The organism is Ruegeria sp. AK11, from assembly GCF_056541095.1.
Genome location: NZ_JBQFXU010000001.1, coordinates 571,164 through 596,882, shown reverse-complemented (window position 1 = coordinate 596,882; position 25,719 = coordinate 571,164). Strand labels below are relative to the sequence as shown.

Sequence of the window (25,719 nt, the reverse complement as noted above, 5' to 3'; positions counted from 1 at the left end):
CTCCGAAGGCGGGTTTTTCAGGATTCAGGCTGTTTTACGCTGGAAGACGGTTGCTTGTCTGCCGAAAGACGCGCGTGCAATCCGCGGTCTTTAGCAACAAATTCAACAGCCGGCTTATTAACAAGCGTCTGGTAAAGCGCGTTGTATTCTGGCTGTTTGAGAAGGTCTTCGATCAACGCCTTGTGCCACAGGAATGCTTTTCGGTGAAGCCGAGCTAGCCGCCCATCGGACTGAAACTCCGCCATCAGTGCGTCAACTTCGCCCTTGTACCTGAGGATCGTCTCATCCGTCGCGCCACCCCGGTTCCAGCGGTCCCAGTATTCCGTTCCCAGCGTCTGGGAGGAGTGGTTGGCCCGCCCACGGCTGCGCTTGGCCAGATAGGCTTGTGTGGAGCGGACCGCATAGTGATTGATCTGTGCAATCTCAAATCCAAAAGGCGGTGCAACATGGTTCCCAAAAGGTGCGGGCTCTTTCGCGTGCCCCCCGGGAACGGACCGGAATACACCTGCCTCAAACTCGGACTTGGGATGCGGGTTGTGCATACCATAGCGGAGATAGACTTCACCCTGCCGGAAAAGCGATTTGACGAACCGGCGCCCCGCCCCGCCCTGCTCATACTCCAACTCACCATCGAAAAACTGCTGCGTCACTGGCGCGTCGCGCAACACATGGCGACCGCTGTTCGAGAATATCTTCCATGGAATGGAAATGACATCCACACCCGGTGTGGCCTCGATCAGGTCGTCCACCTTATGGTTTCCGACATGAATATTCAGAAACTCATCCGCATCGCAGACATAGACCCACTTGGCTTCTTTCACTACGGGCAAACGGCGGGCCTGCCTCAGAGCTGATCTGTGAATCCCGCCTGTTCCCACGCGGTTTCTGTGAAACTCAACATGACCCAGGGCCTCAAGACGGCGCAGAATTCTGTTCGTACCGTCCGTGCAATCGTTGGTGTAAACAATGATCTGGTCGAAACCCAAAACTTTATGATGAGCCACCCATTCCAGAATATATGGGCCCTCATTTTTCATTGCAGAGATGAGGATTTTTTCAGGCTTGTTCGTCACTGCCATTCACCCCAGACGCTTAGTCGCCCTGTTTCTTGCTGTCGTCTTGCGGAGTGATTTTTTCTATAGCGATCTGCGCACCAGCAATTGCCCGGATACGCAATTCACGGGGGTGTTTGCCCAGAAACTCGTTGACGGCCCGGATCACCCCGTCGCCCCACCAACCGCGACGGTGGTAATCATCAAACGCCATGATCCCACCCGCTTTGATCTTGGGAAACAACGCCTCCAGGTCCGCAGTTACTCCTTCGTAAGAATGATCCCCATCGACATAGGCAAATGAAATGCTCTCATCGTCAAAGAGCTTTAATGCCGGCACCGAGAAATCGCGAATGATGCCAACCTTGCCTTCCTCGATCTCTTTTTCGAAGGACGCGACGACCTTCTGGAAGATGGCTTCCATCTTTTCGTCTTCGGTCCGACCGACAAACGCCGTTGTATGCGATTCCTCGCCAATATGTTTCCAGGGATCGATCAGAAACAACTGACTGGGTTCAAGCAATTTGAGGATTGTCGGAGAAAACTCGCCCTGCCAGACACCGATCTCAACAGCCACGCCACCCTTGGGAAGGCGCGTCAGGAACGTACGACGGATCGCGTCTTTTGTATTCTTGCGCTTGGTTGCCTTGTCTGCGTTCGGTTTATTCTGGCTGCCGGGAACAGCACCGATCACTCTGGGTTCGTTTGACATCTCGACCTCACTTGCAGACGGGTATTGAATTCACACGAAACCCGTTTTGTTTATTGGGCAATGGCTAACATGTCGTTGCTTCAAGAACCAGAAGCTATGTGTCGTTTTTGGAAAGTGGTGGCAACTTGTCGATACCAAGCCACGGAGGCTCGAGGCTTGTAATCCGATAGTCACTCGCTTTACTCGCAAGAAAACGGTTAATAGCCGAAGACATTCCGGAATAAGACCCTTTGCCCCGCCTGTAGGATGTAAAAGCGATACTTCCGCCCGGAGCCAGAACCCTGTCGATCCGGTTCAGCAATTGCAACATGACACGCTCGGCGCGAACGCCGCGTATGATCACGACGCCCACACTTTGATCCTGAAACAGCTTCAGCATCAAAGGCGGCAGCGCCCGGTAGACCCTCAGACGCCCCGCAATGATCGGTTCGCGGAAGTACTCCAGCAATGCATAGAACGTGCGATCCAGGGCCTGTAGATTACTGTCTTGCGTCGTATCCTTGCAGGCGAATGTATCCCACGACAGCCCCCATGGCCCGATGATCGTCAATTGAGCAACTGCATCCAATGCGAGTATTTCTTCTACAATTTCGGTTTCGACATGCCCGATCAAAACCCAGTTCTTCTTGCCGCTGATTGACCGCAAGAACCGCTGTCGCTGCTCTTTCGTTCTTTCAACCTCCGGAGACACTGGCGGCAGGAAAGATGGGTCCTTCGGATCGAACGGCAAGTCCACCTGTTTTGCATTAGTGATTAATGCATGCTGCGCCGCCGCTTCTTCGTACTCCATGGCCGTTCCCAGAGAATCCAGCCGGGTAAACCAAGGGTAGTTATTGGGTTTTGAGTTTTCAGGTTTGGACATCTTGCCCAAGCGCGTCCATTTCGCAACTTGCGCGAAAGAAACTTCGGGGTCTTTGTAGGTCTCGGCATCAAAGGAAAGATCGCCTTCTTCCATCACGCCCAGATCCAGCGCCTTGATATATCGCCCCCCGGCAAAATTCTTGTACCGAGTTATGAATCCCTGCGCGGCCTCTGTTTCACGTATCTCCGAGATACGGCGCTTGTGATAAGCAACAGCTTTTTCGTGCAAGTCTCCCAGAACACGATCCGCACGTAGTTCATCATACGATTTTCCAAGGCGGTCCAATTTGGAAAGGACCGATAATTCTTCAACCTTGTTGAAGCAATGCATGTGCCAATAGGCTTGTCCCGTTGCCTCCATCTTGGGATGAAACGCGGTTGTGTTTACATCCCCCCGCAGCCGCTTCATCAGATAACTCTCAATGGACCGGACGGCATAGTGGTTCATCCTGAAAAACTGCTGCCCAAAGGCCGCGCCAGTCGTGGAATGAGACCAACCGTTTCGCCGCATTGCAGGTGGCAAGGGATCTCCGTCACCATCGATCCATGCAAAGCTTTCAGCCTTGCCGGCGATTGGGCCACGTGGACGGTGTGTGTTGATTGCCCGATAAGACCCGTTGTTTCTGACAAGCGATTTGAAGGCACGCACATTCTGCGGCGTAACCACCCCCAACTCTGCTGCAGATGTGAATTGTTCGATCACAAACTTGTCTTCAAACTCGACAATCCCATTGTGCCCGAACATCTGCCATATCGCGGCAAAGCCATCTGCATGTGGAAAGGTGCGAAAAAGATCGTCCAGCGTGCCGTCCCCAACACGGATATCGAGAAATTCATCGACATCACAAACCAGAATCCACTCGGCCTCAGCGTACCACGGATGTTCCATAGCGTTCGCATAGGCCGACGCCTGCGGCCCATGCTTCCAGGGACCGGGGTTATCGATATGCACCAGAAAACCCAGTTCCTCGCATCTTTTCAGGATCGCGTCGGTGCCATCAGAACAGTCATTCGAATTGACTATGAAATGCGTGAACCCGATCGAAAGGTAATAGGCGATCCATTCAAGGATGAACGGCCCCTCGTCTTTCATCGTTGATATGACAAGTCTCATCGCACCTACCCGCAACCTTGGCTCGCAAACTCAGGACGAAGGGAAAAATCGCATCATTGCAGAGGTATCGCGCGCTTCCCGACACCTGGCTTAGTTACGGGCCACGGATTTGCAATGCAAGAGAACAGACTAGAACGGCAAAGTCAGCTTCGCGAAAGCTGATCGCGCTTCACAGGATGCGAAAAGATTTGGTGCGGTCGAGAAGACTCGAACTTCCACGGGTGTTACCCCACAGCGACCTCAACGCTGCGCGTCTACCAATTCCGCCACGACCGCACTGCCAGTGACTTGGTAGAGCGGCGTATAGACGTTGGCGCGCGCGATGTGAAGAGGCAAAAACACGCTGGTTTAAAATCCCACGCGGCAGCCTTATCTAAGCCGGTAAACAACACAGTTTCGATCTGACAGGAGCCGCAGATGACCTCGCCCGACACCCGCCCAATCATCCAAGTCGATATCGTGTCAGACGTCGTGTGCCCGTGGTGCATAGTAGGGTTTCGCCAGCTTGATGCGGCTTTGAAACAGCAGGGCATCCAAACCCAACTTCGCTGGCACCCGTTCGAATTGAACCCGAACATGCCGCCTGAAGGGCAGAACCTGCGGGAACACATCACTGAGAAATATGGCTCGACCCCTGAACAAAGCCAGCAGGCACGCGACAGGCTAACGGCGATCGGGGCGGAACTGGGGTTCACCTTCAACTTTGATGAAGACAGCCGGATCGTGAACACATTCAAGGCGCATCAGTTGCTGGATTGGGCCGAAGGTCAGGGCCTGCAACATCAATTGAAGCTTGCGCTATTCGACGCGTATTTCACCCGGCAACAGGATGTTTCCGACACTGAGATTCTGTTGCAGGCCGTCGCTTCTGCAGGGCTGAACCCTGATGCCGCACGTCAGGTGTTAGAGACCGGCGAGCATATCGCTTTGGTGCGCGGGAAACAGCAGTACTGGACCAGCCGGGGGATCTCTGGTGTGCCGTCCATGGTATTTGGCGGAAAATACCTGCTGACCGGCGCGCAAGGGGTCGACACCTATTCTCGGGTGCTGCAACAATGTTTGGCCGAAGCGGCCTGACCCCTCTTCCCCTGCCCGCTTTGGGCGGATATGAGGCCGCCATGGAATGGAAAATCACCGATGGTCTGACTAGTTATGACGACGCCACCGCCTTTATGGAGGCGCGCGTCGCCGAGATTGCGCGCGGCGACGCGGAGGAGTGCATCTGGTTGCTGGAACACCCGCCACTTTATACGGCAGGCACGTCGGCAAAGATCGAAGACCTGACCGATCCTGACCGCTTTCCGGTTTATGCAAGCAAACGCGGCGGCGAGTACACCTATCACGGGCCCGGTCAGCGTGTGGCCTATGTCATGTTGGACCTGAACAAGCGCGGGCGCGACGTGCGCCAATTTGTGAAGCAGCTGGAAAACTGGGTGATATCAGCACTGGCCGAATTCAACGTGCACGGCGAAATACGCGACGGGCGCGTTGGTGTCTGGGTGCGGCGCGACGACAAACCGCTGACGGTGACCGGCAAACCGGCAGAGGACAAGATCGCGGCAATTGGCTTACGTTTGCGAAAATGGGTTAGTTTTCATGGCATTTCGGTCAATGTCGAACCGGACCTGGAGCATTTTTCGGGCATTGTTCCCTGCGGGATCAGCGAATACGGCGTGACCTCGTTGGTGGATTTGGGTCTTCCGGTCACCATGGATGATCTTGATGCGGCCTTGAAGACAACCTTTGAGGAGGTTTTTGGCGCTTCGGAAACCTGATTCTGTCTGGGGTTCAGCAGTCGTCGAATCAGATTCTGTCGCTCCCCGATACAACAATATGGATGGGCGGAAGGCTCTGTTTCCGAAACACGTCGCAATTTACCAAGAACGATCCAGTTTTACGGTATTCTTTAGGCAAATTTTAATTCTCTGGGATACACCGGAGTTGTTAACGAGTAATATGAAACTGCCAATCAAGAGTGAGTGGTATGTTAAACCGGTGATCAAGGGCTCGCCCTCGAAATCCGAGAAGTGTTTGGTTACGAGTCTGCCGTTCCGACCCCAAATCGGAACGGCAATTCATTTCCCCCTTCCCGCTTAATCTTATGGCCAATTCGCGTTGCAAGGGAGCAGGCGATTTCTGCGTAGTCCAGCTATGGAGTCACTTGGTCGGTCCCAAGGAAGGGTTTCGGGTGTTCTTGTCTCCGGTCACGGCGATATGCGCGGGCGAGTGTGGGTAATTGTCCGAACTATCACCTCACAAAAAGACCGTAAGATATTGACTAAAAAGCGATTTTTATCTTCTCCGCATGTTCGGCAATCAGGTCGAAATCACCCATTTTACCAGGTGGGCGCATCGACACTCCGTCATGACGCGGCAGGACGTGAAAGTGGAGATGGAAAACCTCCTGCCCGCCTGCGGTTTCGTTGAATTGCTGAATGGTTACACCGTCCGCGTCGAAGGCTTTCATCACTGCACGAGCCATCTTTTGAACGGTGTTCATGACCGCCACCAGTTGGTCGGGCGTGGCATCCAGTACATTGCGGCAGGGCGTTTTGGGGATCACCAGCAAATGCCCATCGGCACGAGGCATGATGTCCATGAAGGCCAGTGTGTCGGCGTCTTCGTAAACTTTTGACGAAGGTATCTCGCCGCGCAGAATTTTGGCGAAGATGTTGTCGGGATCATAATCCATGGTTGCCATCCGTTCCTTGAGGGGCTTTTGACCGAGTTGTGGTCCACCCGCCCCGCCGGGTCAAGCCGGGGGATTGAGCCCTGAAATGTACAAATTGTACCGGGTTTTCAGAGAGGGTTGTACGTTTTGTACACTTGGATTTGGCATGAGATCACATCATCAGAGACAGATGCGGCACGTTCCCCACAGGTGATGCCTGCCTACGCAGCAGAGCACGGGTTTCGTAATTCTTAATCGGACGTAAACTGGTTAAGTTTTTGAGAAATTCATCCAGGTCGAGTCAAAGGTCCGCCAGATGGACGAAGCTGACGTTCGTCAACTAGGCCGCGCCGACGCCTTTTAACGTTGTCAGAGCGGCTCTTGGGATTTCCGACGGTCGGAACGTGAAGTTGATCAGAGTTATATACAGGTATAGCGTGAAAGAGCATCTTCAGACCGTTCAGACTTCAGAAGGATTTCGTAAATGCCGGCTCTCTTCCGTATTCCAATAACCGTGCTGTCGTTAGCCTTGGCCTGGTCACCGGCAATGTCTCAGGATGGATCATCCATCCTGTTCACCAACGTGAACGTGTTTGACGGCGAAAGCGAACAACTACTGGAAGGTGCGAATGTCGTCGTAACCAACAACTTGATTACTGCGGTTACCACGGAACCTCTCGCTGTAGCGGGCGGGACAGTCATCGATGGTGGCGGGCGCACGATGATACCGGGGCTCATCGACGTCCACTGGCACACTTCATATTGTTGCGCGGCTCAAACCACCGTGATTTCCGGAGATATACTCGAGATCGCAATCCGGGGTGCCATGGGATCGGAAGACACGCTGATGCGCGGATTCACGACGGTGCGAGACGTCGGCGGCAATCCCTTCGCGACAAAGAAGATGATCGATGCGGGCGAAATTCCCGGCCCACGAATCGTGCCTTCTGGCCCTCCGATTAGCCAGACGGGCGGTCATTTTGACTACGGTGCCTACCAGGACGCGCCTTCAAACCCGGGTGACTCGCTTTGGTATTGGAACCGTGTGGGGCTGATGCTGATCGCGGACGGGGTTGACGACGTCACACTGCGCGCCCGCGAAGTCATGCGCATGGGCGCTTCGCAAATCAAGATTTCTGGCGGTGGCGGTGTTTCGTCGGTCTATGACCCGCTCGACATGAGCCAATACACGCTCGAAGAGTTGAAGGCATTCGTCGCGGTTGCAGAAAGTTACAATACCTACGTCGCCTCGCATATCTTTACCGATGCAGCTGCCCAAATGGCGATTGAAGCCGGGGTCAAAACCATTGAGCACGGCAATTTGCTCAGCAGGGAAACCCTACAGATGATGAAGGACAACGGCGTCTGGTTGTCTGTCCAGCCATTGCTTGACGACGAGGACGCTTTCTCATTCAGCGACCCAGTTAGCACAGCGAAATGGGTGGAGGTTACTGATGGCACCACGACCTCAATCGATATGGCCAAAGAGATCGGCGTGAAGGTCGCATTCGGCACAGATATGCTTTTCGATGCGGAGCTTGCGAAAAAACAAGGCAAATTCCTGGCGAAGATGAAGACTTGGTACACGCCATACGAGGTTCTGAAAATGGCGACCTCGACAAATGCTGAATTGATAGAACTCGCCGGACCGCGCCACCCGTACCAGGAAGGCCCGCTTGGTGTGATCCGGGAAGGCGCTTATGCTGATCTGATCCTCGTCGATGGCAATCCTATGGACGATATCGATCTGGTCGCGGACCCCGATGCAAACTTCGACCTGATCATGAAGGACGGCAGGATATTCAAAAACGAGATCGAGTGATCAGCATTTCTTCAAGGTGTTCCGAACGCTGTGTGAGCCTATTAGATGGCAGGCTAACTCGATGCGCCTCAAGGTGCGCGACAAGGGCGGGGTGGGCCACAGGTAGTTCGCTGCGCAAGCACGAATGTCTTAGAAGGTCTCGGGGCTCCCCCCTTCCCTGTCCTCGGTTCGGGTGATTGGCCAGAGGCAAAGGTTCACGCCTTTCCGGTCAGCTTTGAGAGACGGACCCATTGCGGGCGACCTGAACACAGGCGCTAGGCCCGCTGTATCACCAGCCCCCCCCCGAACGCTCAGATCCCGGCTTCTCGAACACCCGTTTTCAAGGGGGGTGCGGCCATTTATCTTGATCCAGATCAAACTCGGCCATTGAAGGTCGCCCCTACGCATTCTAAAACCAGCAGGAATCCCGCGCGTTGGAGAGGTCCGGCTGCGCGGTGTAGTTGCAACAGGAGGCACCTATAATGGCAGACGCAGCCATTCATGGTCACGACCATGAAGACCAGCGCAGCTTTTTCCAGCGCTGGTTCATGTCGACCAACCACAAGGACATCGGGATTCTGTACCTGATCGTTTCGGCTCTGGCCGGTCTGATCTCGGTTCTGATGACCGTTTACATGCGGCTTGAACTGATGCACCCCGGTGTTCAGTACATGTGCCTGGAAGGCTTCATGGCCGACCCGTGTACGCCCAACGGGCATCTGTGGAACGTGATGATCACCTATCACGGTGTTCTGATGATGTTCTTTGTTGTCATCCCTGCCCTGTTCGGCGGATTTGGCAACTATTTCATGCCGTTGCAGATCGGCGCGCCGGATATGGCGTTCCCGCGGATGAACAACCTGTCCTTCTGGCTTTATGTTGCCGGTACCTCGCTGGGTGTGGCCTCGCTGCTGAGCCCGGGTGGTAACGATCAGATGGGTTCGGGCGTGGGCTGGGTTCTGTACCCGCCGCTGTCCACGACCGAGGGCGGCATGTCCATGGACCTTGCGATCTTTGCCGTGCACGTATCGGGCGCCTCCTCGATCCTCGGCGCGATCAACATGATCACCACCTTCCTGAACATGCGTGCCCCCGGCATGACCCTGTTCAAGGTGCCGCTGTTCAGCTGGTCGATCTTCGTCACCTCGTGGCTGATTCTGCTGTCGCTGCCGGTTCTGGCGGGCGCGATCACCATGTTGCTGATGGACCGCAACTTTGGCTTTACCTTCTTTGATCCGGCCGGTGGCGGCGATCCGATCCTGTATCAGCACATCCTGTGGTTCTTTGGCCACCCGGAAGTGTATATCGTGATCCTGCCCGGTTTCGGCATCATCAGCCATGTCATCGCGACCTTCTCGCGCAAGCCGATCTTTGGCTATCTGCCGATGGTCTGGGCGATTATCGCAATCGGTGTGCTGGGCTTTGTCGTGTGGGCGCACCACATGTACACCGTTGGCATGTCGCTGCGTCAGCAGGCCTATTTCATGCTGGCCACGATGGTCATCGCGGTTCCGACGGGCGTTAAGGTCTTCTCTTGGATCGCGACCATGTGGGGCGGTTCCATCGAGTTCAAGACACCGATGCTGTTTGCCTTCGGCTTCCTGTTCCTGTTCACCGTTGGCGGTGTGACCGGTGTGGTGCTGTCGCAGGCTGGCGTGGACCGCGCCTATCACGACACCTACTATGTGGTTGCGCATTTCCACTATGTGATGAGCTTGGGTGCTGTCTTTGCGATCTTTGCGGGGATGTATTTCTACTTCGCAAAAATGACCGGTCGCCAGTATTCCGAGTTCTGGGGCAAGGTTCACTTCTGGATGTTCTTCATCGGCGCCAACCTGACCTTCTTCCCGCAGCACTTCCTGGGTCGTCAGGGCATGCCGCGCCGCTACATCGACTATCCCGAAGCGTTCGCGCAGTGGAACTATGTTTCGTCGATCGGTGCGTTTATCTCGTTCGCCTCGTTCCTGCTGTTCTTCGGCATCGTGATCTACGCCCTGCTGCGTGGCGCACGCGAGACACGGCCCAACTACTGGAACGAGTATGCCGATACGCTGGAATGGACCCTGCCCACCCCACCGCCCGAGCACACGTTCGAGCAGCTGCCCAAGCAGGAAGACTGGGACAAGGGCCACGCGCACTGATCCCGATCTGAACCAAGAAAACCCCGCCCAGGTGGCGGGGTTTTTCTTTGCCCTCACCCCGCGTTCGCCAACTGCCCCGAAATCGGCTATGATGTGCGGACGGAACAGTCGGAGGGTCGGCAATGCCCGAGATCGACTTTTGGTATTCCATTGGCAGCACGTACAGCTTCCTGACCGTGATGCGTCTGGACGAATGGTGTGCCCAGCACGACGCCACGGTGAACTGGCGCCCGTTCAATGTGCGCACGGTGATGTCGGCCCAGCAGAACATCCCTTTTGCCGGAAAGCCTGTGAAATCGGCTTACATGTGGCGCGACATCGAACGCCGCTGTGCCAAGTACCACATCCACGCCAACCTGCCCGCACCCTATCCGATTTCCAATCTGGCATTGGCCAATCAGGTTGCGGTGCTTGGGATGAAGGATGGCTGGGGCGTGACGTTCACTCAAACGCTCTATCGCATCTGGTTCGAGGAAGGGATGGAAGCCGGTCGCGAAAGTGCGCTGTCCGAGGCGCTGTTGCGGTGTCAGCAAGACCCCCGACTGACCCTGGCGCGCGCGCAAGGCGACGACATCGTCGCGGCCCTTGAGGCGGAAACCGAAACCGCCGTCAAACTGGGTGTTTTCGGCGCCCCCAGCTTTGTTGTCCGGCAGGAGGTGTTCTGGGGTGACGATCGTCTGGATGACGCCCTGTCCTGGTCTCGGGTCGGCCACGTCGTCTGATCAAAACCCGTCGACATGAGGCGGCGCTGCGCTATGTTCGCGGTATGCCCTACACGTGGAATCAGACCTCGGAAACCGAACAGGAACTGCGGCTTTGGCCGCATAACTCGCTGCCTCCGCGGGGGGCGATGATCACGATCCTGTCGGTGTTCCTGTTTGGCCTGATCCCGCTGCTGGCCACGCTTGGTTCCGTGATCCTGTGGGGGTTGCTGCCGTTTCTGCTGATCACTGTGCTGGGGCTGTGGCTGGCCATCAAGACCAACTACCGCGCCCGCAGTGTGTTCGAGGTACTGACCCTGTCGGGCACACATGCGCGGCTGGTGCACCACACCCCCGGCAAAGAGCAGCACGAATGGTCTTGCAACCGCTATTGGGCGCGGCCCGCGATGCACGAGAAAGGCGGCCCGGTTCCGCATTATGTCACCCTTGTCGGAGACGGGCGCGAGGTCGAAATCGGGGCGTTTCTGTCCGAAGATGAGCGGATCACGCTTTATGACGAACTGGTCCTAAGACTGCGCGAGCCAGTCGCGCAGTAGCAATTCACGGGGCCCAGTGCCTCAGCAATCGCCGTTTGAGGCTGCGCACAGATGATCCTTGACCATCGGACCGACCTTGCCGAAATCCATCCGGCCGGTATAGCGCGTCTTCAACTCGCCCATCACCTTACCCATATCGCGGATCGAACCCGCGCCGGTTGCCGTGATGGCGGTTTGAATGGCCTTGCTGACCTCATCGTCATCCAGCTGTTTTGGCAGAAATTCCTCGATCACCTCAACTTCGCGAATCTCGCGTTCGGCCAGATCCAGGCGACCACCCTCTTCGTAGGCGCGGGCGCTTTCCTTGCGCTGCTTGGTCATTTTACCAAGGATTTCAAGAACCTCTGCGTCGCTGCATCCCTTTGCTTCTTCATTGCTGGACGCACGTGCCGCGATGTCGCGGTCTTTGATGGCGGCGTTGATCAACCGCAGCGTCGACAGACGCTCGGCTGCTTTGTCTTTCATTGCTTGCTTCAGGGCGGCATTCACCCGTGATCGCATGTCCATTTGGTTTGTCCATCCCCATGACAACGGAACCCCGACCATATCGAAACAAAAAGCCTGACACAACCGGGGGTCGATCCATCTAACCCATTGAAAAACAACAACAGCCCAAAAATTGAACAGACTTGACCCAGACGCCCAACCCCCTTAGGTATGCGCCGATTTACCCTACAGGAGAGTCGCGCCATGGCCCCGAATGCCCCGTCCAAGCCCACCGCATGTCTGGCTTTGGCCGATGGAACCCTGTTTTACGGCGCAGGCTTCGGCGCGACCGGGCAAACCGTGGCCGAGCTGTGCTTTAACACGGCGATGACCGGATATCAGGAGATCATGACCGACCCGTCTTATGCCGGGCAGATCGTGACCTTCACCTTCCCTCATATCGGCAATGTCGGCGTGAACCCCGAGGATGACGAAACCGGTGATCCGGTCGCCGCTGGCATGGTTGTGAAATGGGATCCGACCGAGCCATCGAACTGGCGCTCGGCCGAGGAGCTCAAGGATTGGCTGGCCCGCCGGGGGCGCATCGCCATCGGGGGTGTCGATACCCGCCGCCTGACCCGGGCAATCCGCCAGCAAGGTGCGCCGCATGTGGCGCTGGCCCATGACCCCGAGGGAAATTTCGACATCGAGGCGCTGGTCGCCGCCGCGCGCGGTTTTGCCGGGCTGGAGGGCATGGACCTGGCCAAGGAAGTCACCTGCGCCCAAAGCTATCGCTGGGATGAGATGCGGTGGGCCTGGCCGGATGGGTACCAGCGTCAGAAGGCCCCTGCCCACAAGGTTGTTGCCGTAGACTATGGCGCCAAGCGCAACATCCTGCGCTGCCTCGCATCCGCCGGATGTGATGTTACCGTTCTGCCCGCAACCGCGACCGCAGCCGACGTGCTGGCACATCAGCCCGACGGTGTGTTCCTGTCGAACGGTCCCGGCGATCCGGCAGCAACAGGCGAATACGCCGTGCCGATGATCAAAGAGATTCTGGAGACGACAGACCTGCCTGTGTTCGGCATCTGCCTTGGACACCAGATGCTGGCGCTGGCGCTGGGAGGTCAGACGGTCAAGATGAACCATGGCCACCATGGCGCGAACCACCCGGTCAAGGATCTGGACACCGGCAAAGTCGAGATCACGTCGATGAACCACGGTTTTGCTGTCGATGCGCAATCCCTGCCGGATGGCGTCGTGGAAACCCACCGGTCGCTGTTTGACGGTTCGAACTGCGGTATCCGCATGGCGGATAGGCCGGTTTATTCGGTGCAATACCACCCCGAGGCATCGCCCGGACCGCAGGACAGTTTCTATCTGTTCGAGCGTTTCGCCGAGGCCATGGAAAAGAAGAAAATTCAGGCATAACTGCTTGTCTGTGCAGTGTTAACCGGGTGTTAACCCTGATCGAACAACCCTGAGCGCAGGTAACTGCGCCAGGGTTTTGTTATGGCTGAGCTTGATCTTCTGGATTTCACGTCCGCCGCACCGATCCCCGCGCCCGGGTATCGGAAACCGTTGGGCACCTGCCTGCTGGAAACCGGGGCTATCACCCGATCCCAGCTGGACCATGCGCTGAGCCAGCAAACCAGACAGAACGCACCGCTGGGAGAGATACTGGTCGGAGAAGGCTATGCCACCCGGCAGGACGTGTTGAGCGCGCTGTCTGCGCAATCCGGCTGGCAGATTGCCGATCTTGAACAGATCCCGCCGATGCCGGAACTGAGCGGGTTAATGCCGGTCGACTTCTGGCTGAAACACAATGTCATCCCCTGGATGCGGATTGGCCCCCTTGTTCTGGTGGCCACCGCCCGGCCCGACCGGTTCGCAACCGTGACCGCCGGGATGCGGGAATGCGATTATGCCGTGATCCCGGTGCTGGCGGCATCCGATCAGATCGATCGGACGATTGCGCGGCAATTCTCGGGGTCTTTGGCCAGATCGGCGGAAACGCGGGTTGATCCCGCGCAAAGCTGCCGCAACTGGACCCTTAGGTCGCGCGTGGGGCCTTCGGTGGCCCTGTTGTGTGTGCTGGGGCTGTTTGCCATGTTCCCGGCGTTTGGCCTGCTGGCGGTGCTGGGCATAGCTGTGGGAACTTTGGTGCTTTTTGCAGCCTTTCGGATGGCTGGCACGCTGGCTTACCTTTGGCATCGCCTGAGAACGCAGCCGGACCACACCGAAGCTGCCATCACATTGCGGCAACCCTGCGTATCGATCATGGTGCCATTGTACAAGGAGCGCGAGATCGCGAACGCTCTGGTACAGAGACTACAGCGGCTGACCTATCCCAAGGCGTTGCTGGATCTCATCCTTGTGCTTGAGGAAAAGGATGACGTGACGCGCAATGCCCTTGCGCAGGTGAGCCTGCCCAGCTGGTTTCGCATCGTCGAGGTGCCCGAGCTGAACGGGTTGACCACCAAGCCGCGCGCCATGAATTACGCGCTGGATTTCTGCCGGGGCGACTTCGTCGGCGTCTGGGATGCCGAGGACGCCCCACAACCGGATCAGATCGAGCGCGTGGTGGCGCATTTCACCCAGGCCGCGCCGGATGTGGTGTGCCTGCAAGGGGTTCTGGATTACTACAACCCGCGCACCAACTGGCGGTCACGCTGCTTTACCATCGAATACAACAGCTGGTTCCGCGTGATCCTGCCGGGGATCGCCCGTATGGGGCTGGTGGTGCCACTTGGGGGCACCACGTTCTTTTTCCGTCGCGACAAGCTGTTGGAACTGGGCGGCTGGGATGCCCATAACGTCACCGAGGATGCTGATCTGGGCGTAAGGCTGTACCGGGCCGGGTACCGGACCGAAATGGTGGATACCACAACATATGAAGAGGCGAATTTCCGGGCCTGGCCCTGGGTCAAACAGCGCTCGCGCTGGCTCAAGGGGTTCATGGTCACGTATCTGGTGCATATGCGCAGCCCGCAAAAGCTGTGGCGTGACCTTGGAGGTGCCAGATTTCTGGGCCTTCAGGCGTTCTTTCTGGGTACGCTGGGGCAATTTCTGCTGGCACCCGTTCTCTGGGTATTCTGGCTGTCGAGTCTGGGGCTGGCCAATCCGATGGGACCTATTCTGCCGCAATCCATCTCAAACGCGCTGATCGGGCTGTTTCTGGTGGCAGAGGGGCTGAGTATCGGCGTTGGCCTGATCGCCGTATCCGCGCGTGAGCGGCGGTTTCTTTTGCTTTGGGTTCCGACGATGTTTCTTTATTTCCCGCTGGGCGTGATTGCCGGTTACAAGGCGCTGTGGGAATTGGCGACCAACCCGTTTTTCTGGGACAAAACCCAGCACGGGCAGGCCAGCGAAGACGAGCCGCTGACCTGATAATCACTTGTCGCGGCGGCTTGCGTCCTGTTTCAGGCGCGTCATGAACGCGATCGAGATATGGTCCTTGAGCGCCCGCCCCGCCGCCTCTTCATCGCGCGCGGCAATGGCTTCGACAATGCCTTTATGTTCGCTCTGGGCAATCTCTCCGCGCCCCTGCACGGCCAAGGACGTAGTCGCCATCAAGGCCATTGTCCGGTGCACCAGATCAAGCTGCTGGACAAGGTAGCGGTTGTGCGAGGCCAGATGGATCTGTTCGTGAAAGCGCCGGTTGGCACGTGACAGCGCCATCGGATCGCCCACCAGCTTGTCATCTTCGAGAACCATGTCCTGAAGAACCCTGATCTCTTCTTCGGTGGCGTGTTTGGCAGCCAGCCGCGCGGCGAGCCCTTCCAGTTCGCGCCGCACGATATAAAGCTCGGCCATCTGGTTGTGGTCCAGCGACGCCACGATCAGTGACCGACCGTCCCGTTCCAGCAGAGACTGGGTTTCCAGGCGTTGCAACGCTTCGCGGATCGGGGTGCGCGACACCCCGAACCGTTCTGCCAGCTCGCTTTCCACCAGACGATCGCCGGGCTTGTAGACGCCGACATCAATGGCTTCGAGTATCAGGCTATAGGCATCCTTGGTGGGGGATCGGGTCTGGCTCATGGGGTATTCTGTCTCCTCGTTCGGACATGTCTATCCGTCTCTGGGGGCGTCAATCAAGTACGGCATTGAAAACACCCCGCCCGCGCCCTAAACCCAAGCCATGGTCAAACCGTCCTTCAGTCATGTCACGCAATGGGTGTTCGATCTGGATAACACCCTCTATCCGCCGCATATGCAGCTGTTCGATCAGATCGAAGTTCTGATGACGGATTACGTGGTGCAGGCCATCGGCGTGGACCGGGCCGAGGCCGACAGGCTGCGCGGGCAGTACTGGCGCCAATACGGCACTACGCTGGCCGGGTTGATGGCCGAACATGATCTGGACCCCGAGCCCTATCTGCACGCGGTGCATCAGGTGGACATGAGCCATATGGACCCGGATGCAGAGCTGGCCGATCACATTCGCGCCCTGCCCGGACGGCGCATCGTCTACACCAATGGCAGCGCGCCCTACGCCGAGCGGGTTTTGCAGGCGCGCGGGCTTTCGGGGCTGTTTGATGCAATCTATGGCGTCGAACATGCCGGGTATCGGCCAAAGCCCGAGAAAGCCGCCTTTGAAGCCATCTTTGCACAGGATGGCATTCAGGCTGACAAGGCCGCCATGTTCGAGGATGACCCGCGTAATCTGGCCGCCCCGCATGAGATGGGAATGCGCACGGTTCATGTCGCCCCGGACCCGCATGAGGCCGATCACATCCACCATCACACGGATGATCTGACCGCATTTCTGGCCCGCCTGCGGTAGCCTGTCACACTGCGACGATCCGTACGTTCTGCACCCGCATGCGCAGCCCTATATGCGCTGGAGCGACGAACAGAACGGAGAGCCCCATGAGTGCGATCGAGATGCCCGGACGCCTGCCGGTTTGGCAGCGCCTATTCTTTGCAATTCCGGTTTTCGGGTGGCTGGCCCGCGACGCCGCCAACGCCAAGGCGGAGGACCTGTATTATACCGTCGGCGCGGTCCTCAGCATGTGGGGCTGTTCGGCCATGGTGTTTGGTCTTCCCGGCCTTTACATCCCTGCCCTGATGATGGTGCCGGTGATGTTCCTGGTCCTGATCCTGATCTCACGCGGCTGAGATACGGGACAGGATGTCACTTGGCACAGGGAGTGGAACCGAACTAGGGTCTGCCCGAACTGATGAGAGGCGCCATGACTGACCGTTGTGACATCCTGATTTCCGGCGGTGGAATCGCCGGTCTGACCGCAGCGGCGGCGTTTGGAACCGCCGGGTTTGACGTGGTGTGCGTAGATCCCGCGCCACCGATCACCGAACGGGATGTGGACGGGTCCGACCTGCGCACCACCGCCTTTCTGCAACCTGCGCGCGGCCTGCTGGAGCAATGCGGCCTGTGGGCACGGCTGGATGCACATGCGGCCCCCTTGCAGATCATGCGTATTGTCGATGCCGGCGGGGACGTGCCCGAACCCCGCGTCATACGCGATTTCAACGCCGCTGACATTTCCGAGCAACCGTTTGGCTGGAACCTGCCCAACTGGCTGTTGCGCCGGGAGATGGTCGCGCGGCTGGCAGAGCTGCCGAATGTCGATTTCCGCCCCGGCACCGGGACCGTCAGCCTGTTCACCCGCACTGCCGAAGCCCGCGTTGGCCTGAGCGACGGCAGCCGCATCCGCTGCAAGCTGGTGCTGGCCGCAGATGGGCGCAACTCTCCCATGCGCGAGGCCGCCGGTATCAAAGTGCATACAACACGGTATGGGCAGAAAGCGCTGGCGTTTGCGGTGACGCATCCTATTCCTCACGAGAATGTCTCGACCGAGATACACAGGTCTGGCGGGCCGTTCACGCTGGTTCCGCTGCCCGATTGGCAGGGGCAGCCTTCGTCCGCCATTGTCTGGATGGAACGCGGGCCGAATGCCGTTGACCTGTTGACCCTTGATGCCGAAGCGTTTGAGGCTGCGATGACGGAACGGTCCTGTGGCCTGTTTGGCCCCTTGAGGCTGGCATCGCGCCGGACGATCTGGCCGATCATCAGCCAGTCCGCGGAACGGCTGGCGGGTGAGCGCATTGCCCTGATGGCCGAGGCCGCGCATGTGGTGCCACCGATCGGCGCGCAGGGGCTGAACATGTCATTGGGCGATCTGCGCTGCCTGCTGGATCTGGCGCAGTCCCGGCCCGAAGATCTGGGCGACGCGCAGATGCTGGACGCCTATCACAAGGCGCGCCACACCGAGATCGAGATGCGGGTCAAAGGGATTGATCTGCTGAACCGCGCCTCGATGATCGAGGCGCGCCCGCTGCGGGATGCGCGCGCAATGGGGCTGAGCGCGCTGTATTCCCTGCCGCCTGTGCGCAAGACGCTGATGCAGATGGGCCTTGGCGTTCGCTAAGGCCCGGCCCGTTTACAGAACCTGATCCAGCACGCGTTTCAGGCGCGCGATGGTGGCGTCCACATCATAAAGCTTGTCCAATCCGAACAGGCCCAGACGGAAGGTGCTGAAGCCTTCGGGTTCGTCACATTGCAGCGGCACCCCGGCCGCGATCTGCATCCCCAGAGCGGCAAATTTCTTGCCGTTCTGGATTTCGGGGTCCGAGGTGTAGCTGACCACAACGCCGGGCGCGCCGAAACCGTCAGCCGCCACCGAGACAATGCCATACTCCTTCAACATCGCCCGCACGCCGTCGCCCAATGCCCATTGCGCCTTGCGCAGCTTTTCGAACCCGTATCCCCTGGTTTCTGCCATGGTATCGCGGAAGGCCAGCAGCGCATCGGTGGGCATTGTGGCGTGATAGGCGTGGCCACCATTTTCATAGGCCTGCATGATCTGGCGCCACTTCTTCAGGTCGATGGCGAAACTGTCCGAGCTTGTCTGTTCCAGACGCGCCTCGCCCCGTTCGGACAGCATGACCAGACCGGCGCAAGGCGATGCGCTCCAGCCCTTTTGCGGGGCCGAGATCAGGACGTCGACACCGGTGGCTTTCATATCCACCCAGGCACACCCGGATGCGATGCAATCCAGCACCATCAATGCACCCACCTCATGCGCCGCGCTGGCCAGGGCGGTCACATAGTCATCCGGCAGAATGACACCCGCCGCCGTTTCAACATGCGGTGCGAACACAACGCCGGGTTTCTGTTCGCGAATCGTTGCGACGACCTCGTCAATCGGTGCGGGCGCAAAGGGGGACTGGCTGGAATTTCCAGTCTCGCGCGCCTTCATCACGGTGGTCGAGCTGGTCAGGGCACCACTTTCGATGATCTGGCTCCAGCGGTATGAAAACCACCCGTTCCGAACCACAAGAACATCCGCCCCGCGCGCGAATTGCCGGGCGACCGCCTCCATCGCATAGGTACCGCCGCCCGGAATGACGGCCACCCCGTCTGCCTTGTACACCTCTTTCAGCATGGCCGAGATATCGCGCATTACCCCCTGAAACTTTTGGGACATGTGGTTCAGCGAGCGATCGGTGAATACGACCGAGAATTCTTCAAGCCCGTTCGGGTCAACGTTCTTCAGCAAGGCAGGCATATGGCGTCCTTTCAATATCGTCAGTGCAGTCTTGGTCTCTTTACCTTGGCCAGTAAAGCCATTTCGCGACAAAAAGTGACGCGACGGAATGCGGGTAAAATCGACCCATTCGGTGCTGTATAACACTGGGAACACAAGAAAATGACGCCAACCAGTGTCACTTCCCCTTTACACTTCTGCTTGCTTCTGAACAGATGCGCACACTTTTTACTTGAAGGGATATTTTTCCTGTGACGATACAAAAGCGTATTAACTTCCAGTCCGTTCGAGATGAAGTAAAACGACGTATTGAAAGCCGCGTGTGGCCTCAGGGATCATTGCTGCCGACCGAAACGCAACTGGCCGAAGAATTCAATTGCGCCCGCGCGACGGTGAACCGTGCCCTCAGGGAACTGGCCGATCAGGGTTTCATCGAACGCAAGCGCAAAAGCGGGACGCGGGTCAAGAAAGAGCCCAGCAAACACGCCAAGCTGGAATTCTCACTGGCGCGGCAGATGGTCGAAAGCCAGAATGCCGTCTATCGCTATGCGCTGGTGGAACGGACTGTCGAGGCCTGCCCCCGCTGGCTGTCCTCTCAGCTTGATGTCCCCGCCGAGACGCGGGTTCTGCATGTCGTCTGTATGCATTACGCGGACAACCGCCCGTTCCAGCTTGAAGAGCGCTGGATCAATATCGAAACCGTCCCCGATGTGGAAAACGCCGACCTGACCCAGCAAGGACCGCATGAGTGGTTGCTGAATGCCGCTCCGTTCAACGATGCCGAGGTTGCGTTCTGCGCGATTTCCGCTGACGCAAGGCTGGCGGAATTCATGGGCACCACGGCGGGCGCGTCGATGATCCAGATGGAGCGCACCACCTGGAAAGAAGACAAACCGATCACGTTTGCCCGCCTGACCCATCATCCCGGATATTACATCCGCACCAGATATTAAGGCACGTCACCCAATCGGACCGGGCAGCCGTTCCTCGCTCAGCAGGACGTTCGCCTCGACATCGCCTGCGCCGGGCAGCGTCATGATCCGGCGCCGCAACACGCGTTCGAAATCGGACAGGTCCCGCGCCACGACGCGCAAGCGGTAGTCGTACAATCCCAGAACATGCTCGACGGTCTGCACTTCGGGGATGGCACTTACGGCGCGTTCGAAATCCTCAAGGCTGATCTGTCCCTTGCGCGCCAGCTTGACCCCCAGAAACACGGTCACACCGAATCCCAGCGCCTCGGCATTCAGACGCAGCCGCCGGCCCTTGATGATCCCGGCGTCCTCCAACCTGCGGATACGCCGCCAGGTGGCGGGCTGAGACAGGTTGAACCTCCGACCCAGGGCACCTGCGCTTTGGGTGGCGTCCTGTTGCAACGCACGCAGCAGACGGCGGTCAATCTCGTCCAGCTCGATCATACCGGTAACACCTCGTCCCGCTTGACCCGCGCGATATGCATCAGCGCTTCGATATCGGCGATATGCGGCAGGGTCAGGATCCGGTCCCGATAAAGCTGCTGATAGTGCTTCATATCCCGCGCTATAACGGACAGCCGGACATCCACCCGTCCCAGAAATGTCTGGATTTCGATCACCTCGGCCACGTTGCGGGCCTCTTCCATAAACTCGTCAAAGGCGCGGGCCTGTGTCTTGTCCAGGGTGATCCGAAGCGAGACTTCGACAGCATAGCCCATCGCGGTCCAGTCGATCACCGCCTCCTGCCCTTCGATGATCCCGGCTGCCTGCATCTTTTCCAGCCTGCGCCAACAGACACCTGCGCTGATCCGGCACAGATCGGCAAGTTCCGCGGTGGTCAGGCTGGGGTTCGCCTGAAAGTGACGCAAAATGCGCCGGTCGATATCGTCAAGCATGATTTTTTCAGTATTTTCCGTTTTCAAGAATTATTCTTCATCTTTTTTACAAATACTCAAGCCCAACCCTATCGCCAATCCGACGCACGGCAGGTAGAACCGCCCCAACCAAACCAGAAAGGACCGGCAAAATGCGCGTCTATTACGATCGCGATTGCGACATCAACCTGATCAAAGACAAGAAAGTGGCTATCCTGGGCTATGGCAGCCAGGGTCACGCCCACGCGCTGAACCTGCGCGACTCGGGTGCCAAGAACCTGGTCATCGCCCTGCGCGAAGGCTCGCCCTCGGCCAAGAAAGCCGAAGCGGAAGGTCTACAAGTGATGGGCATCGCCGAAGCGGCTGCCTGGTGCGACGTCATCATGTTCACCATGCCCGACGAGTTGCAGGCCGAAACCTACAAGAAATACGTCCATGACAACATCAAGCCTGGTGCCGCCATCGCCTTTGCCCACGGCCTGAACGTCCACTTCGGCCTGATCGAGCCAAAAGACGGTGTTGACGTCATCATGATGGCCCCCAAAGGCCCTGGCCACACCGTGCGCGGCGAATACACCAAAGGCGGCGGTGTGCCCTGCCTGGTCGCGGTTCACAACGATGCAACCGGCAAGGCGCTGGAAATCGGCTTGTCCTACTGCTCGGCCATCGGTGGCGGCCGTTCGGGCATCATCGAGACCAACTTCCGCGAAGAATGCGAAACCGACCTGTTCGGCGAACAGGCCGTTCTGTGCGGTGGACTGGTCGAACTGATCCGCTGCGGCTTTGAAACTCTGGTCGAGGCCGGTTACGCACCCGAGATGGCCTATTTCGAGTGTCTGCACGAAGTGAAGCTGATCGTTGACCTGATCTATGAAGGCGGTATTGCCAACATGGATTACTCGATCTCGAACACGGCTGAGTATGGCCAGTATGTCACCGGTCCGCGCATCCTGAAATACGACGAGACCAAAGCCCGCATGAAAGCGGTTCTGGACGACATCCAGCAGGGCAAATTCGTCCGTGACTTCATGCTGGAAAACGCCGTTGGCCAGCCGACCATCAAAGCGTCGCGCCGCGCCAATGACGAGCATATGATCGAAGAGACCGGCGCCAAGCTGCGCGGCATGATGCCGTGGATCTCGGCCGGCAAGATGGTCGACAAAGAAAAGAACTAAACCTGACCGATGTCAGGCAAAGGGCGGCCCAGGCGGTCGCCCTTTTTCATTTTAAGACCGCTTTGGCAAAGCATTCACCCAGAACGATATCCCATCCCGTATCGTAGCCGCCGCGCTTTTGGGGCGCTTCATCTGCCCAGACATCCCAGCCGGAATGCGTCAGGGTGACTTTTGCCTGCCCCGAACCGCAATCCTCAAAACGCACATCGACGCGCGTAGGAGACCCCTTGTTGGTGCCCGGATGCCAGGTGAATGCCACGGATCGGCCGGGATCGATCGCCAGCACCTGACCCCAGTCGGCACGGGTTCCGTCGAACATGACCTCATAGACCGCGCCACCGATCCGGGGTTCAATAACCACGTCCCTTGCCGGTTGTCCCTGCGATGCGGACACCGCGTGGCTGTCCAGCGGCCACCATGTACCGATGCGGTTGACGAAGATGTCGAAAGCACGCGCAGCTGAGGCACCTACGGCAATTGTTTTGACAATCGGGTCTGTCATGGCCTCTCTCCGGCTCTGGTCACCTCATCTGCAAAGCTGTTCATCACGTCGGTCCAGTACCGGTCGAGCCATCTGCGCAGCTCTGCCAGCCCCTCGGGGCGCACCGCATAGATCCGGCGCGTCCCTTTCGCGTGGCATGTCACCAGCCCGGCATCCGACAGCACCTTGAGATGTTGCGAGACGGCCGGTCGGCTTACCGGCAGCTTTGACGCAAGTTCGCCCACTGCCTGAGGCTGGCTGGCGACGGCTTCGAACACCTGCCTGCGGGTTGCATCGCCCAAAGCTGAAAATGTCGAATCGTAAGTCATTGCTTACGGTAAGTACAAACTAACATTAAGTCAAGATCAGCCCGTGACACCGGCGCGCACGCGGGATAAGGGGATGGAATGGTTGAACAACCCACGAAACAGGACTGGAGCGGCGTTTTCACGCTGGGGCTTATTTGGGGCGGCACATTCATGGTCGTCGCGATGGCTTTGGAAGGCTATGGCCCGATTACCGTGGCGACATCGCGCACCACATTAGGGGCGGTGACGTTGCTTGTCCTGATGCGGATCACCGGGCGCCGCATGCCGGTTTTGACACCCGCGCTGACTACATCAATCCTGCTGATTGGCGTGCTGTCGACTGCGGTGCCTTTCATGCTGCTTAGCTGGGGGCAGCAATATGTGCCCTCGGCTTTTGCAGGGTTGTCCATGGCTGCAATTCCGCTGATGGTGTTGCCGCTGGCGCATTTCTTTTCAGATGAGCCGCTGAACCTGCGTCGGTTTCTGGGCGTGTGCCTTGGGTTTTCCGGCGCATTGGTCCTGATCGGACCCGGTCTGGCAAAGCTGGGTCAAGGGACCGAGCCACTGGCGCAGCTGGCCTGTGTCTCGGCCGCCCTTTGCTATGCCTCGACATCGATCCTGACGCGGCGCTGCCCGCCAGTCGAGCCGCTGGCGCTGGCCGCGCTGACCCTGCTGGTCGGCGCTGTTCTGCTGGTGCCCATCATGCTGCTGGTCGAAGGTGTCCCTACTTGGCAGGGTAACCGCCCGTCGCTGGCCCTGATCGTGCTTGGCCTGATCCCCACAGCATTCGCCAATTTGCTGCGGGTTTCGATCACCCGCAGCGCCGGATCGGTGTTTTTGACACTGGTGAATTATCAGGTGCCGATCTGGTCGATGGTGTTCGGGGCCTGGATCCTGTCCGAGGCCCTGCCCCTGCGATTCTACGTCGCCCTGGCCCTGATCCTGACGGGCATGGCCATCAGCCAGTGGTTCAGCCTGCGCAGAGTTCTGTTCGGGCGCTAGCCTGCGGCGGCTTCGACCTCGGCCACGATGCTGTCGACGACCTGGACCAGCAGCGCGTCATCCTCGCATTCGGCCATAACGCGGATCAGCGGCTCGGTGCCGGATTTACGGATCAGCAACCGTCCCTGCCCGTTCAGCCGCGCCTCGGCATCGGCAATGGCGGCTTTAACGCTTTGAACTTCAAGCGGAGTTTGGCCGCTGGCATAGCGGACGTTCTTCAGCAGCTGCGGCACGGTTTCGAATTGCTTGGACAGGTCCGAGGCTTTGCGACCGGACAGAACCATCTCGGCCAGGAAATGCAGACCGGCCATCAGGCCATCTCCGGTGGTGGCATAGTCGCTCATCACGATATGACCGGATTGTTCACCGCCCAGGTTGAAGCCACCTTCGCGCATACGTTCGACCACATAGCGGTCGCCGACGGCTGTGCGTTCCAGCCGCATATCGTGTGACGACAGGTGCCGTTCGAGCCCGAGATTGGACATCACGGTGGCCACAAGGGCATTGCCTTTCAACTGCCCGGATTTTTTCCAGGCCGTCGCCAGCAGTGCCATAAGCTGATCGCCATCGGCGACCTGACCGGTTTCGTCGACGATAACGACCCGATCCGCGTCGCCGTCCAGACAGACACCAACGTCAGCGCCATGCGCCACGACGGTTTCGGCAGCCAGTTGCGGCTTGGTCGATCCGCAGTTGAGGTTGATGTTCTTCCCGTTGGGCGAAATCCCGATCGGGATCACGTCTGCACCCAGTTCCCAAAGAACCTCGGGCGCGGTGCGGTGGGCGGCGCCGTTGGCACAGTCGATCACCACCTTGAGACCATCCAGACGCACATCGCGCGGCAGCGAGGATTTCACACGCTCGCCATATCTGAACCGGGCGTCATCAACACGACGCGCCCGTCCGATATTCTGGGCCTGAGCAGGCCGGACACCTTCGTCGATCAGCTTTTCGATGTCGATCTCGGCCTGATCGGACAGTTTATAACCGTCGGGGCCAAAGAACTTGATGCCGTTGTCCTCTGCCGGGTTGTGGCTGGCCGAGATCATGACACCCAGATCGGCCCGCATCGACCGCGTCATCAGGCCCACCGCAGGCGTCGGAACCGGCCCCAGCAACAGCACATTCATTCCCGTTGACGTCAGACCGGCGGTCAGCGCGTTTTCCAGCATATAGCCGGACAGGCGTGTGTCCTTGCCGATGACGACCCGGTGCACACCGGTCGCATCACGCCGGAAATAGCGCCCCACCGCAGCCCCGATGCGCAACGCCATTTCCGCCGTCATCGGATGCGTGTTGGCCGTGCCCCGCACCCCGTCGGTTCCGAACAGCTTGCGCATTGGTGTCACTCCGTGAT

At 58.3% G+C, this 25,719-nt stretch carries 26 protein-coding genes and 1 tRNA gene; 14 read left to right on the top strand and 13 right to left on the bottom strand.

What is annotated here, in order from left to right; translation table 11 throughout:
* Nucleotides 1-17: 17 nt before the first annotated feature.
* From ACR0D9_RS03040 to ACR0D9_RS03025, 4 genes are all read right to left on the bottom strand, one after another.
* Nucleotides 18-1,037, bottom strand: a complete 1,020-nt coding sequence (locus ACR0D9_RS03040; protein WP_480537608.1) for a glycosyltransferase family 2 protein — start codon at nt 1,035-1,037, stop codon at nt 18-20.
* A gap of 55 nt (nt 1,038-1,092) precedes the next feature.
* Nucleotides 1,093-1,764 carry a class I SAM-dependent methyltransferase gene (locus ACR0D9_RS03035; protein ID WP_209595900.1) on the bottom strand — a complete coding sequence of 224 codons (672 nt, stop codon included), beginning with the start codon at nt 1,762-1,764 and terminating at the stop codon, nt 1,093-1,095.
* Between the two features lie 94 nt (nt 1,765-1,858).
* The gene (locus ACR0D9_RS03030) at nt 1,859-3,739 is read right to left on the bottom strand and encodes a glycosyltransferase family 2 protein (RefSeq protein WP_480537606.1); all 1,881 of its coding nucleotides are present in this window, start codon (nt 3,737-3,739) and stop codon (nt 1,859-1,861) included.
* A gap of 189 nt (nt 3,740-3,928) precedes the next feature.
* Nucleotides 3,929-4,015: transfer RNA gene (locus ACR0D9_RS03025), tRNA-Leu, on the bottom strand.
* A 141-nt stretch (nt 4,016-4,156) separates the two neighbouring features.
* On the opposite strand from ACR0D9_RS03025, the gene ACR0D9_RS03020 reads away from it, so the two are divergent.
* Nucleotides 4,157-4,816, top strand: coding sequence for a DsbA family oxidoreductase (locus ACR0D9_RS03020; protein ID WP_480537604.1), 660 nt, complete (start codon nt 4,157-4,159; stop codon nt 4,814-4,816).
* A gap of 41 nt (nt 4,817-4,857) precedes the next feature.
* Nucleotides 4,858-5,514, top strand: a complete 657-nt coding sequence (gene lipB, locus ACR0D9_RS03015; protein ID WP_480538232.1) for a lipoyl(octanoyl) transferase LipB — start codon at nt 4,858-4,860, stop codon at nt 5,512-5,514.
* A gap of 503 nt (nt 5,515-6,017) precedes the next feature.
* Here the strand turns inward: lipB and ACR0D9_RS03010 are convergent.
* Entirely contained in the window at nt 6,018-6,431 is a 414-nt protein-coding gene (locus tag ACR0D9_RS03010) for an HIT family protein (protein WP_480537602.1), read from the bottom strand.
* A 562-nt stretch (nt 6,432-6,993) separates the two neighbouring features.
* Here ACR0D9_RS03010 and ACR0D9_RS03005 point away from each other — a divergent pair.
* The 4 genes from ACR0D9_RS03005 to ACR0D9_RS02990 all read left to right on the top strand — a co-directional run bounded on the left by ACR0D9_RS03005 (nt 6,994) and on the right by ACR0D9_RS02990 (nt 11,610).
* On the top strand, nt 6,994-8,232 hold the full coding sequence (locus tag ACR0D9_RS03005) for a metal-dependent hydrolase family protein (protein ID WP_480481396.1): 1,239 nt from the start codon (nt 6,994-6,996) through the stop codon (nt 8,230-8,232).
* A gap of 461 nt (nt 8,233-8,693) precedes the next feature.
* Nucleotides 8,694-10,352, top strand: a complete 1,659-nt coding sequence (ctaD, locus tag ACR0D9_RS03000; protein ID WP_267366169.1) for a cytochrome c oxidase subunit I — start codon at nt 8,694-8,696, stop codon at nt 10,350-10,352.
* Nucleotides 10,353-10,474: 122 nt separating this feature from the next.
* Nucleotides 10,475-11,074, top strand: a complete 600-nt coding sequence (locus ACR0D9_RS02995; RefSeq protein WP_480537600.1) for a DsbA family protein — start codon at nt 10,475-10,477, stop codon at nt 11,072-11,074.
* Nucleotides 11,075-11,118: 44 nt separating this feature from the next.
* The gene (locus ACR0D9_RS02990) at nt 11,119-11,610 is read left to right on the top strand and encodes a DUF2244 domain-containing protein (RefSeq protein ID WP_209504230.1); all 492 of its coding nucleotides are present in this window, start codon (nt 11,119-11,121) and stop codon (nt 11,608-11,610) included.
* 21 nt (nt 11,611-11,631) lie between these two features.
* Here ACR0D9_RS02990 and ACR0D9_RS02985 read toward each other — a convergent pair whose 3' ends face one another.
* Nucleotides 11,632-12,117 carry a GatB/YqeY domain-containing protein gene (locus tag ACR0D9_RS02985; RefSeq protein WP_480505598.1) on the bottom strand — a complete coding sequence of 162 codons (486 nt, stop codon included), beginning with the start codon at nt 12,115-12,117 and terminating at the stop codon, nt 11,632-11,634.
* A 183-nt stretch (nt 12,118-12,300) separates the two neighbouring features.
* Here ACR0D9_RS02985 and carA point away from each other — a divergent pair, with 183 nt between their 5' ends.
* Nucleotides 12,301-13,467, top strand: a complete 1,167-nt coding sequence (gene carA / locus ACR0D9_RS02980; protein WP_480537598.1) for a glutamine-hydrolyzing carbamoyl-phosphate synthase small subunit — start codon at nt 12,301-12,303, stop codon at nt 13,465-13,467.
* A gap of 81 nt (nt 13,468-13,548) precedes the next feature.
* Nucleotides 13,549-15,426: a glycosyltransferase gene (locus ACR0D9_RS02975; RefSeq protein WP_480537596.1), complete on the top strand. Its 1,878-nt coding sequence runs from the start codon at nt 13,549-13,551 to the stop codon at nt 15,424-15,426.
* 3 nt (nt 15,427-15,429) lie between these two features.
* Here ACR0D9_RS02975 and ACR0D9_RS02970 read toward each other — a convergent pair whose 3' ends face one another.
* Nucleotides 15,430-16,077 (bottom strand): GntR family transcriptional regulator, encoded by a 648-nt coding sequence (locus ACR0D9_RS02970; RefSeq protein ID WP_267363400.1) that lies wholly within the window; start codon nt 16,075-16,077, stop codon nt 15,430-15,432.
* A 100-nt stretch (nt 16,078-16,177) separates the two neighbouring features.
* Here ACR0D9_RS02970 and ACR0D9_RS02965 point away from each other — a divergent pair, with 100 nt between their 5' ends.
* The 3 genes from ACR0D9_RS02965 to ACR0D9_RS02955 all read left to right on the top strand — a co-directional run bounded on the left by ACR0D9_RS02965 (nt 16,178) and on the right by ACR0D9_RS02955 (nt 18,428).
* Nucleotides 16,178-16,822, top strand: coding sequence for a pyrimidine 5'-nucleotidase (locus ACR0D9_RS02965; RefSeq protein ID WP_480476564.1), 645 nt, complete (start codon nt 16,178-16,180; stop codon nt 16,820-16,822).
* 86 nt (nt 16,823-16,908) lie between these two features.
* Entirely contained in the window at nt 16,909-17,157 is a 249-nt protein-coding gene (locus ACR0D9_RS02960; protein WP_209504235.1) for a hypothetical protein, read from the top strand.
* A 74-nt stretch (nt 17,158-17,231) separates the two neighbouring features.
* Nucleotides 17,232-18,428 (top strand): UbiH/UbiF family hydroxylase, encoded by a 1,197-nt coding sequence (locus tag ACR0D9_RS02955; RefSeq protein ID WP_480537594.1) that lies wholly within the window; start codon nt 17,232-17,234, stop codon nt 18,426-18,428.
* A gap of 12 nt (nt 18,429-18,440) precedes the next feature.
* Here the strand turns inward: ACR0D9_RS02955 and ACR0D9_RS02950 are convergent, their stop codons facing one another.
* Entirely contained in the window at nt 18,441-19,568 is a 1,128-nt protein-coding gene (locus ACR0D9_RS02950) for an aminotransferase class V-fold PLP-dependent enzyme (RefSeq protein ID WP_480538230.1), read from the bottom strand.
* Between the two features lie 230 nt (nt 19,569-19,798).
* Here ACR0D9_RS02950 and ACR0D9_RS02945 point away from each other — a divergent pair, with 230 nt between their 5' ends.
* Complete coding sequence (locus ACR0D9_RS02945) at nt 19,799-20,500, top strand: GntR family transcriptional regulator (RefSeq protein ID WP_209595877.1); 702 nt, start codon at nt 19,799-19,801, stop codon at nt 20,498-20,500.
* 6 nt (nt 20,501-20,506) lie between these two features.
* On the opposite strand, the gene ACR0D9_RS02940 is transcribed toward ACR0D9_RS02945, so the two are convergent.
* On the bottom strand, nt 20,507-20,965 hold the full coding sequence (locus tag ACR0D9_RS02940; RefSeq protein WP_209504239.1) for an Lrp/AsnC family transcriptional regulator: 459 nt from the start codon (nt 20,963-20,965) through the stop codon (nt 20,507-20,509).
* Nucleotides 20,962-21,417 (bottom strand): Lrp/AsnC family transcriptional regulator, encoded by a 456-nt coding sequence (locus ACR0D9_RS02935; RefSeq protein WP_267363387.1) that lies wholly within the window; start codon nt 21,415-21,417, stop codon nt 20,962-20,964. The genes ACR0D9_RS02940 and ACR0D9_RS02935 overlap by 4 nt, the downstream gene beginning before the upstream one ends.
* A gap of 131 nt (nt 21,418-21,548) precedes the next feature.
* On the opposite strand from ACR0D9_RS02935, the gene ilvC reads away from it, so the two are divergent.
* Nucleotides 21,549-22,571: a ketol-acid reductoisomerase gene (ilvC, locus tag ACR0D9_RS02930; RefSeq protein WP_209504241.1), complete on the top strand. Its 1,023-nt coding sequence runs from the start codon at nt 21,549-21,551 to the stop codon at nt 22,569-22,571.
* A gap of 46 nt (nt 22,572-22,617) precedes the next feature.
* Here ilvC and ACR0D9_RS02925 read toward each other — a convergent pair whose 3' ends face one another.
* Nucleotides 22,618-23,073, bottom strand: coding sequence for an SRPBCC domain-containing protein (locus tag ACR0D9_RS02925; protein WP_480537592.1), 456 nt, complete (start codon nt 23,071-23,073; stop codon nt 22,618-22,620).
* Nucleotides 23,070-23,381 carry an ArsR/SmtB family transcription factor gene (locus ACR0D9_RS02920; protein ID WP_480537590.1) on the bottom strand — a complete coding sequence of 104 codons (312 nt, stop codon included), beginning with the start codon at nt 23,379-23,381 and terminating at the stop codon, nt 23,070-23,072. The genes ACR0D9_RS02925 and ACR0D9_RS02920 overlap by 4 nt, the downstream gene beginning before the upstream one ends.
* 78 nt (nt 23,382-23,459) lie before the next feature.
* Between ACR0D9_RS02920 and ACR0D9_RS02915 the strand changes: the two genes are divergently transcribed.
* Nucleotides 23,460-24,362 (top strand): DMT family transporter, encoded by a 903-nt coding sequence (locus ACR0D9_RS02915; RefSeq protein WP_480537588.1) that lies wholly within the window; start codon nt 23,460-23,462, stop codon nt 24,360-24,362.
* On the opposite strand, the gene glmM is transcribed toward ACR0D9_RS02915, so the two are convergent.
* Nucleotides 24,359-25,702: a phosphoglucosamine mutase gene (gene glmM, locus ACR0D9_RS02910; RefSeq protein ID WP_480537586.1), complete on the bottom strand. Its 1,344-nt coding sequence runs from the start codon at nt 25,700-25,702 to the stop codon at nt 24,359-24,361. The two genes, ACR0D9_RS02915 and glmM, sit on opposite strands and share 4 nt — an antisense overlap.
* Between the last annotated feature and the right edge of the window lie 17 nt (nt 25,703-25,719).

Bases quoted from the DNA above. Each gene is read 5' to 3' on its own strand.
- ACR0D9_RS03040 (WP_480537608.1), bottom strand. From the start codon at position 1,037: ATGAAAAATGAGGGCCCATATATTCTGGAATGGGTGGCTCATCATAAA.
- ACR0D9_RS03035 (WP_209595900.1), bottom strand. From the start codon at position 1,764: ATGTCAAACGAACCCAGAGTGATCGGTGCTGTTCCCGGCAGCCAGAAT.
- ACR0D9_RS03030 (WP_480537606.1), bottom strand. From the start codon at position 3,739: ATGAGACTTGTCATATCAACGATGAAAGACGAGGGGCCGTTCATCCTT.
- ACR0D9_RS03020 (WP_480537604.1), top strand. From the start codon at position 4,157: ATGACCTCGCCCGACACCCGCCCAATCATCCAAGTCGATATCGTGTCA.
- lipB (WP_480538232.1), top strand. From the start codon at position 4,858: ATGGAATGGAAAATCACCGATGGTCTGACTAGTTATGACGACGCCACC.
- ACR0D9_RS03010 (WP_480537602.1), bottom strand. From the start codon at position 6,431: ATGGATTATGATCCCGACAACATCTTCGCCAAAATTCTGCGCGGCGAG.
- ctaD (WP_267366169.1), top strand. From the start codon at position 8,694: ATGGCAGACGCAGCCATTCATGGTCACGACCATGAAGACCAGCGCAGC.
- ACR0D9_RS02995 (WP_480537600.1), top strand. From the start codon at position 10,475: ATGCCCGAGATCGACTTTTGGTATTCCATTGGCAGCACGTACAGCTTC.
- ACR0D9_RS02990 (WP_209504230.1), top strand. From the start codon at position 11,119: ATGCCCTACACGTGGAATCAGACCTCGGAAACCGAACAGGAACTGCGG.
- ACR0D9_RS02985 (WP_480505598.1), bottom strand. From the start codon at position 12,117: ATGGACATGCGATCACGGGTGAATGCCGCCCTGAAGCAAGCAATGAAA.
- carA (WP_480537598.1), top strand. From the start codon at position 12,301: ATGGCCCCGAATGCCCCGTCCAAGCCCACCGCATGTCTGGCTTTGGCC.
- ACR0D9_RS02975 (WP_480537596.1), top strand. From the start codon at position 13,549: ATGGCTGAGCTTGATCTTCTGGATTTCACGTCCGCCGCACCGATCCCC.
- ACR0D9_RS02970 (WP_267363400.1), bottom strand. From the start codon at position 16,077: ATGAGCCAGACCCGATCCCCCACCAAGGATGCCTATAGCCTGATACTC.
- ACR0D9_RS02965 (WP_480476564.1), top strand. From the start codon at position 16,178: ATGGTCAAACCGTCCTTCAGTCATGTCACGCAATGGGTGTTCGATCTG.
- ACR0D9_RS02960 (WP_209504235.1), top strand. From the start codon at position 16,909: ATGAGTGCGATCGAGATGCCCGGACGCCTGCCGGTTTGGCAGCGCCTA.
- ACR0D9_RS02955 (WP_480537594.1), top strand. From the start codon at position 17,232: ATGACTGACCGTTGTGACATCCTGATTTCCGGCGGTGGAATCGCCGGT.
- ACR0D9_RS02950 (WP_480538230.1), bottom strand. From the start codon at position 19,568: ATGCCTGCCTTGCTGAAGAACGTTGACCCGAACGGGCTTGAAGAATTC.
- ACR0D9_RS02940 (WP_209504239.1), bottom strand. From the start codon at position 20,965: ATGATCGAGCTGGACGAGATTGACCGCCGTCTGCTGCGTGCGTTGCAA.
- ACR0D9_RS02935 (WP_267363387.1), bottom strand. From the start codon at position 21,417: ATGCTTGACGATATCGACCGGCGCATTTTGCGTCACTTTCAGGCGAAC.
- ilvC (WP_209504241.1), top strand. From the start codon at position 21,549: ATGCGCGTCTATTACGATCGCGATTGCGACATCAACCTGATCAAAGAC.
- ACR0D9_RS02925 (WP_480537592.1), bottom strand. From the start codon at position 23,073: ATGACAGACCCGATTGTCAAAACAATTGCCGTAGGTGCCTCAGCTGCG.
- ACR0D9_RS02920 (WP_480537590.1), bottom strand. From the start codon at position 23,381: ATGACTTACGATTCGACATTTTCAGCTTTGGGCGATGCAACCCGCAGG.
- ACR0D9_RS02915 (WP_480537588.1), top strand. From the start codon at position 23,460: ATGGTTGAACAACCCACGAAACAGGACTGGAGCGGCGTTTTCACGCTG.
- glmM (WP_480537586.1), bottom strand. From the start codon at position 25,702: ATGCGCAAGCTGTTCGGAACCGACGGGGTGCGGGGCACGGCCAACACG.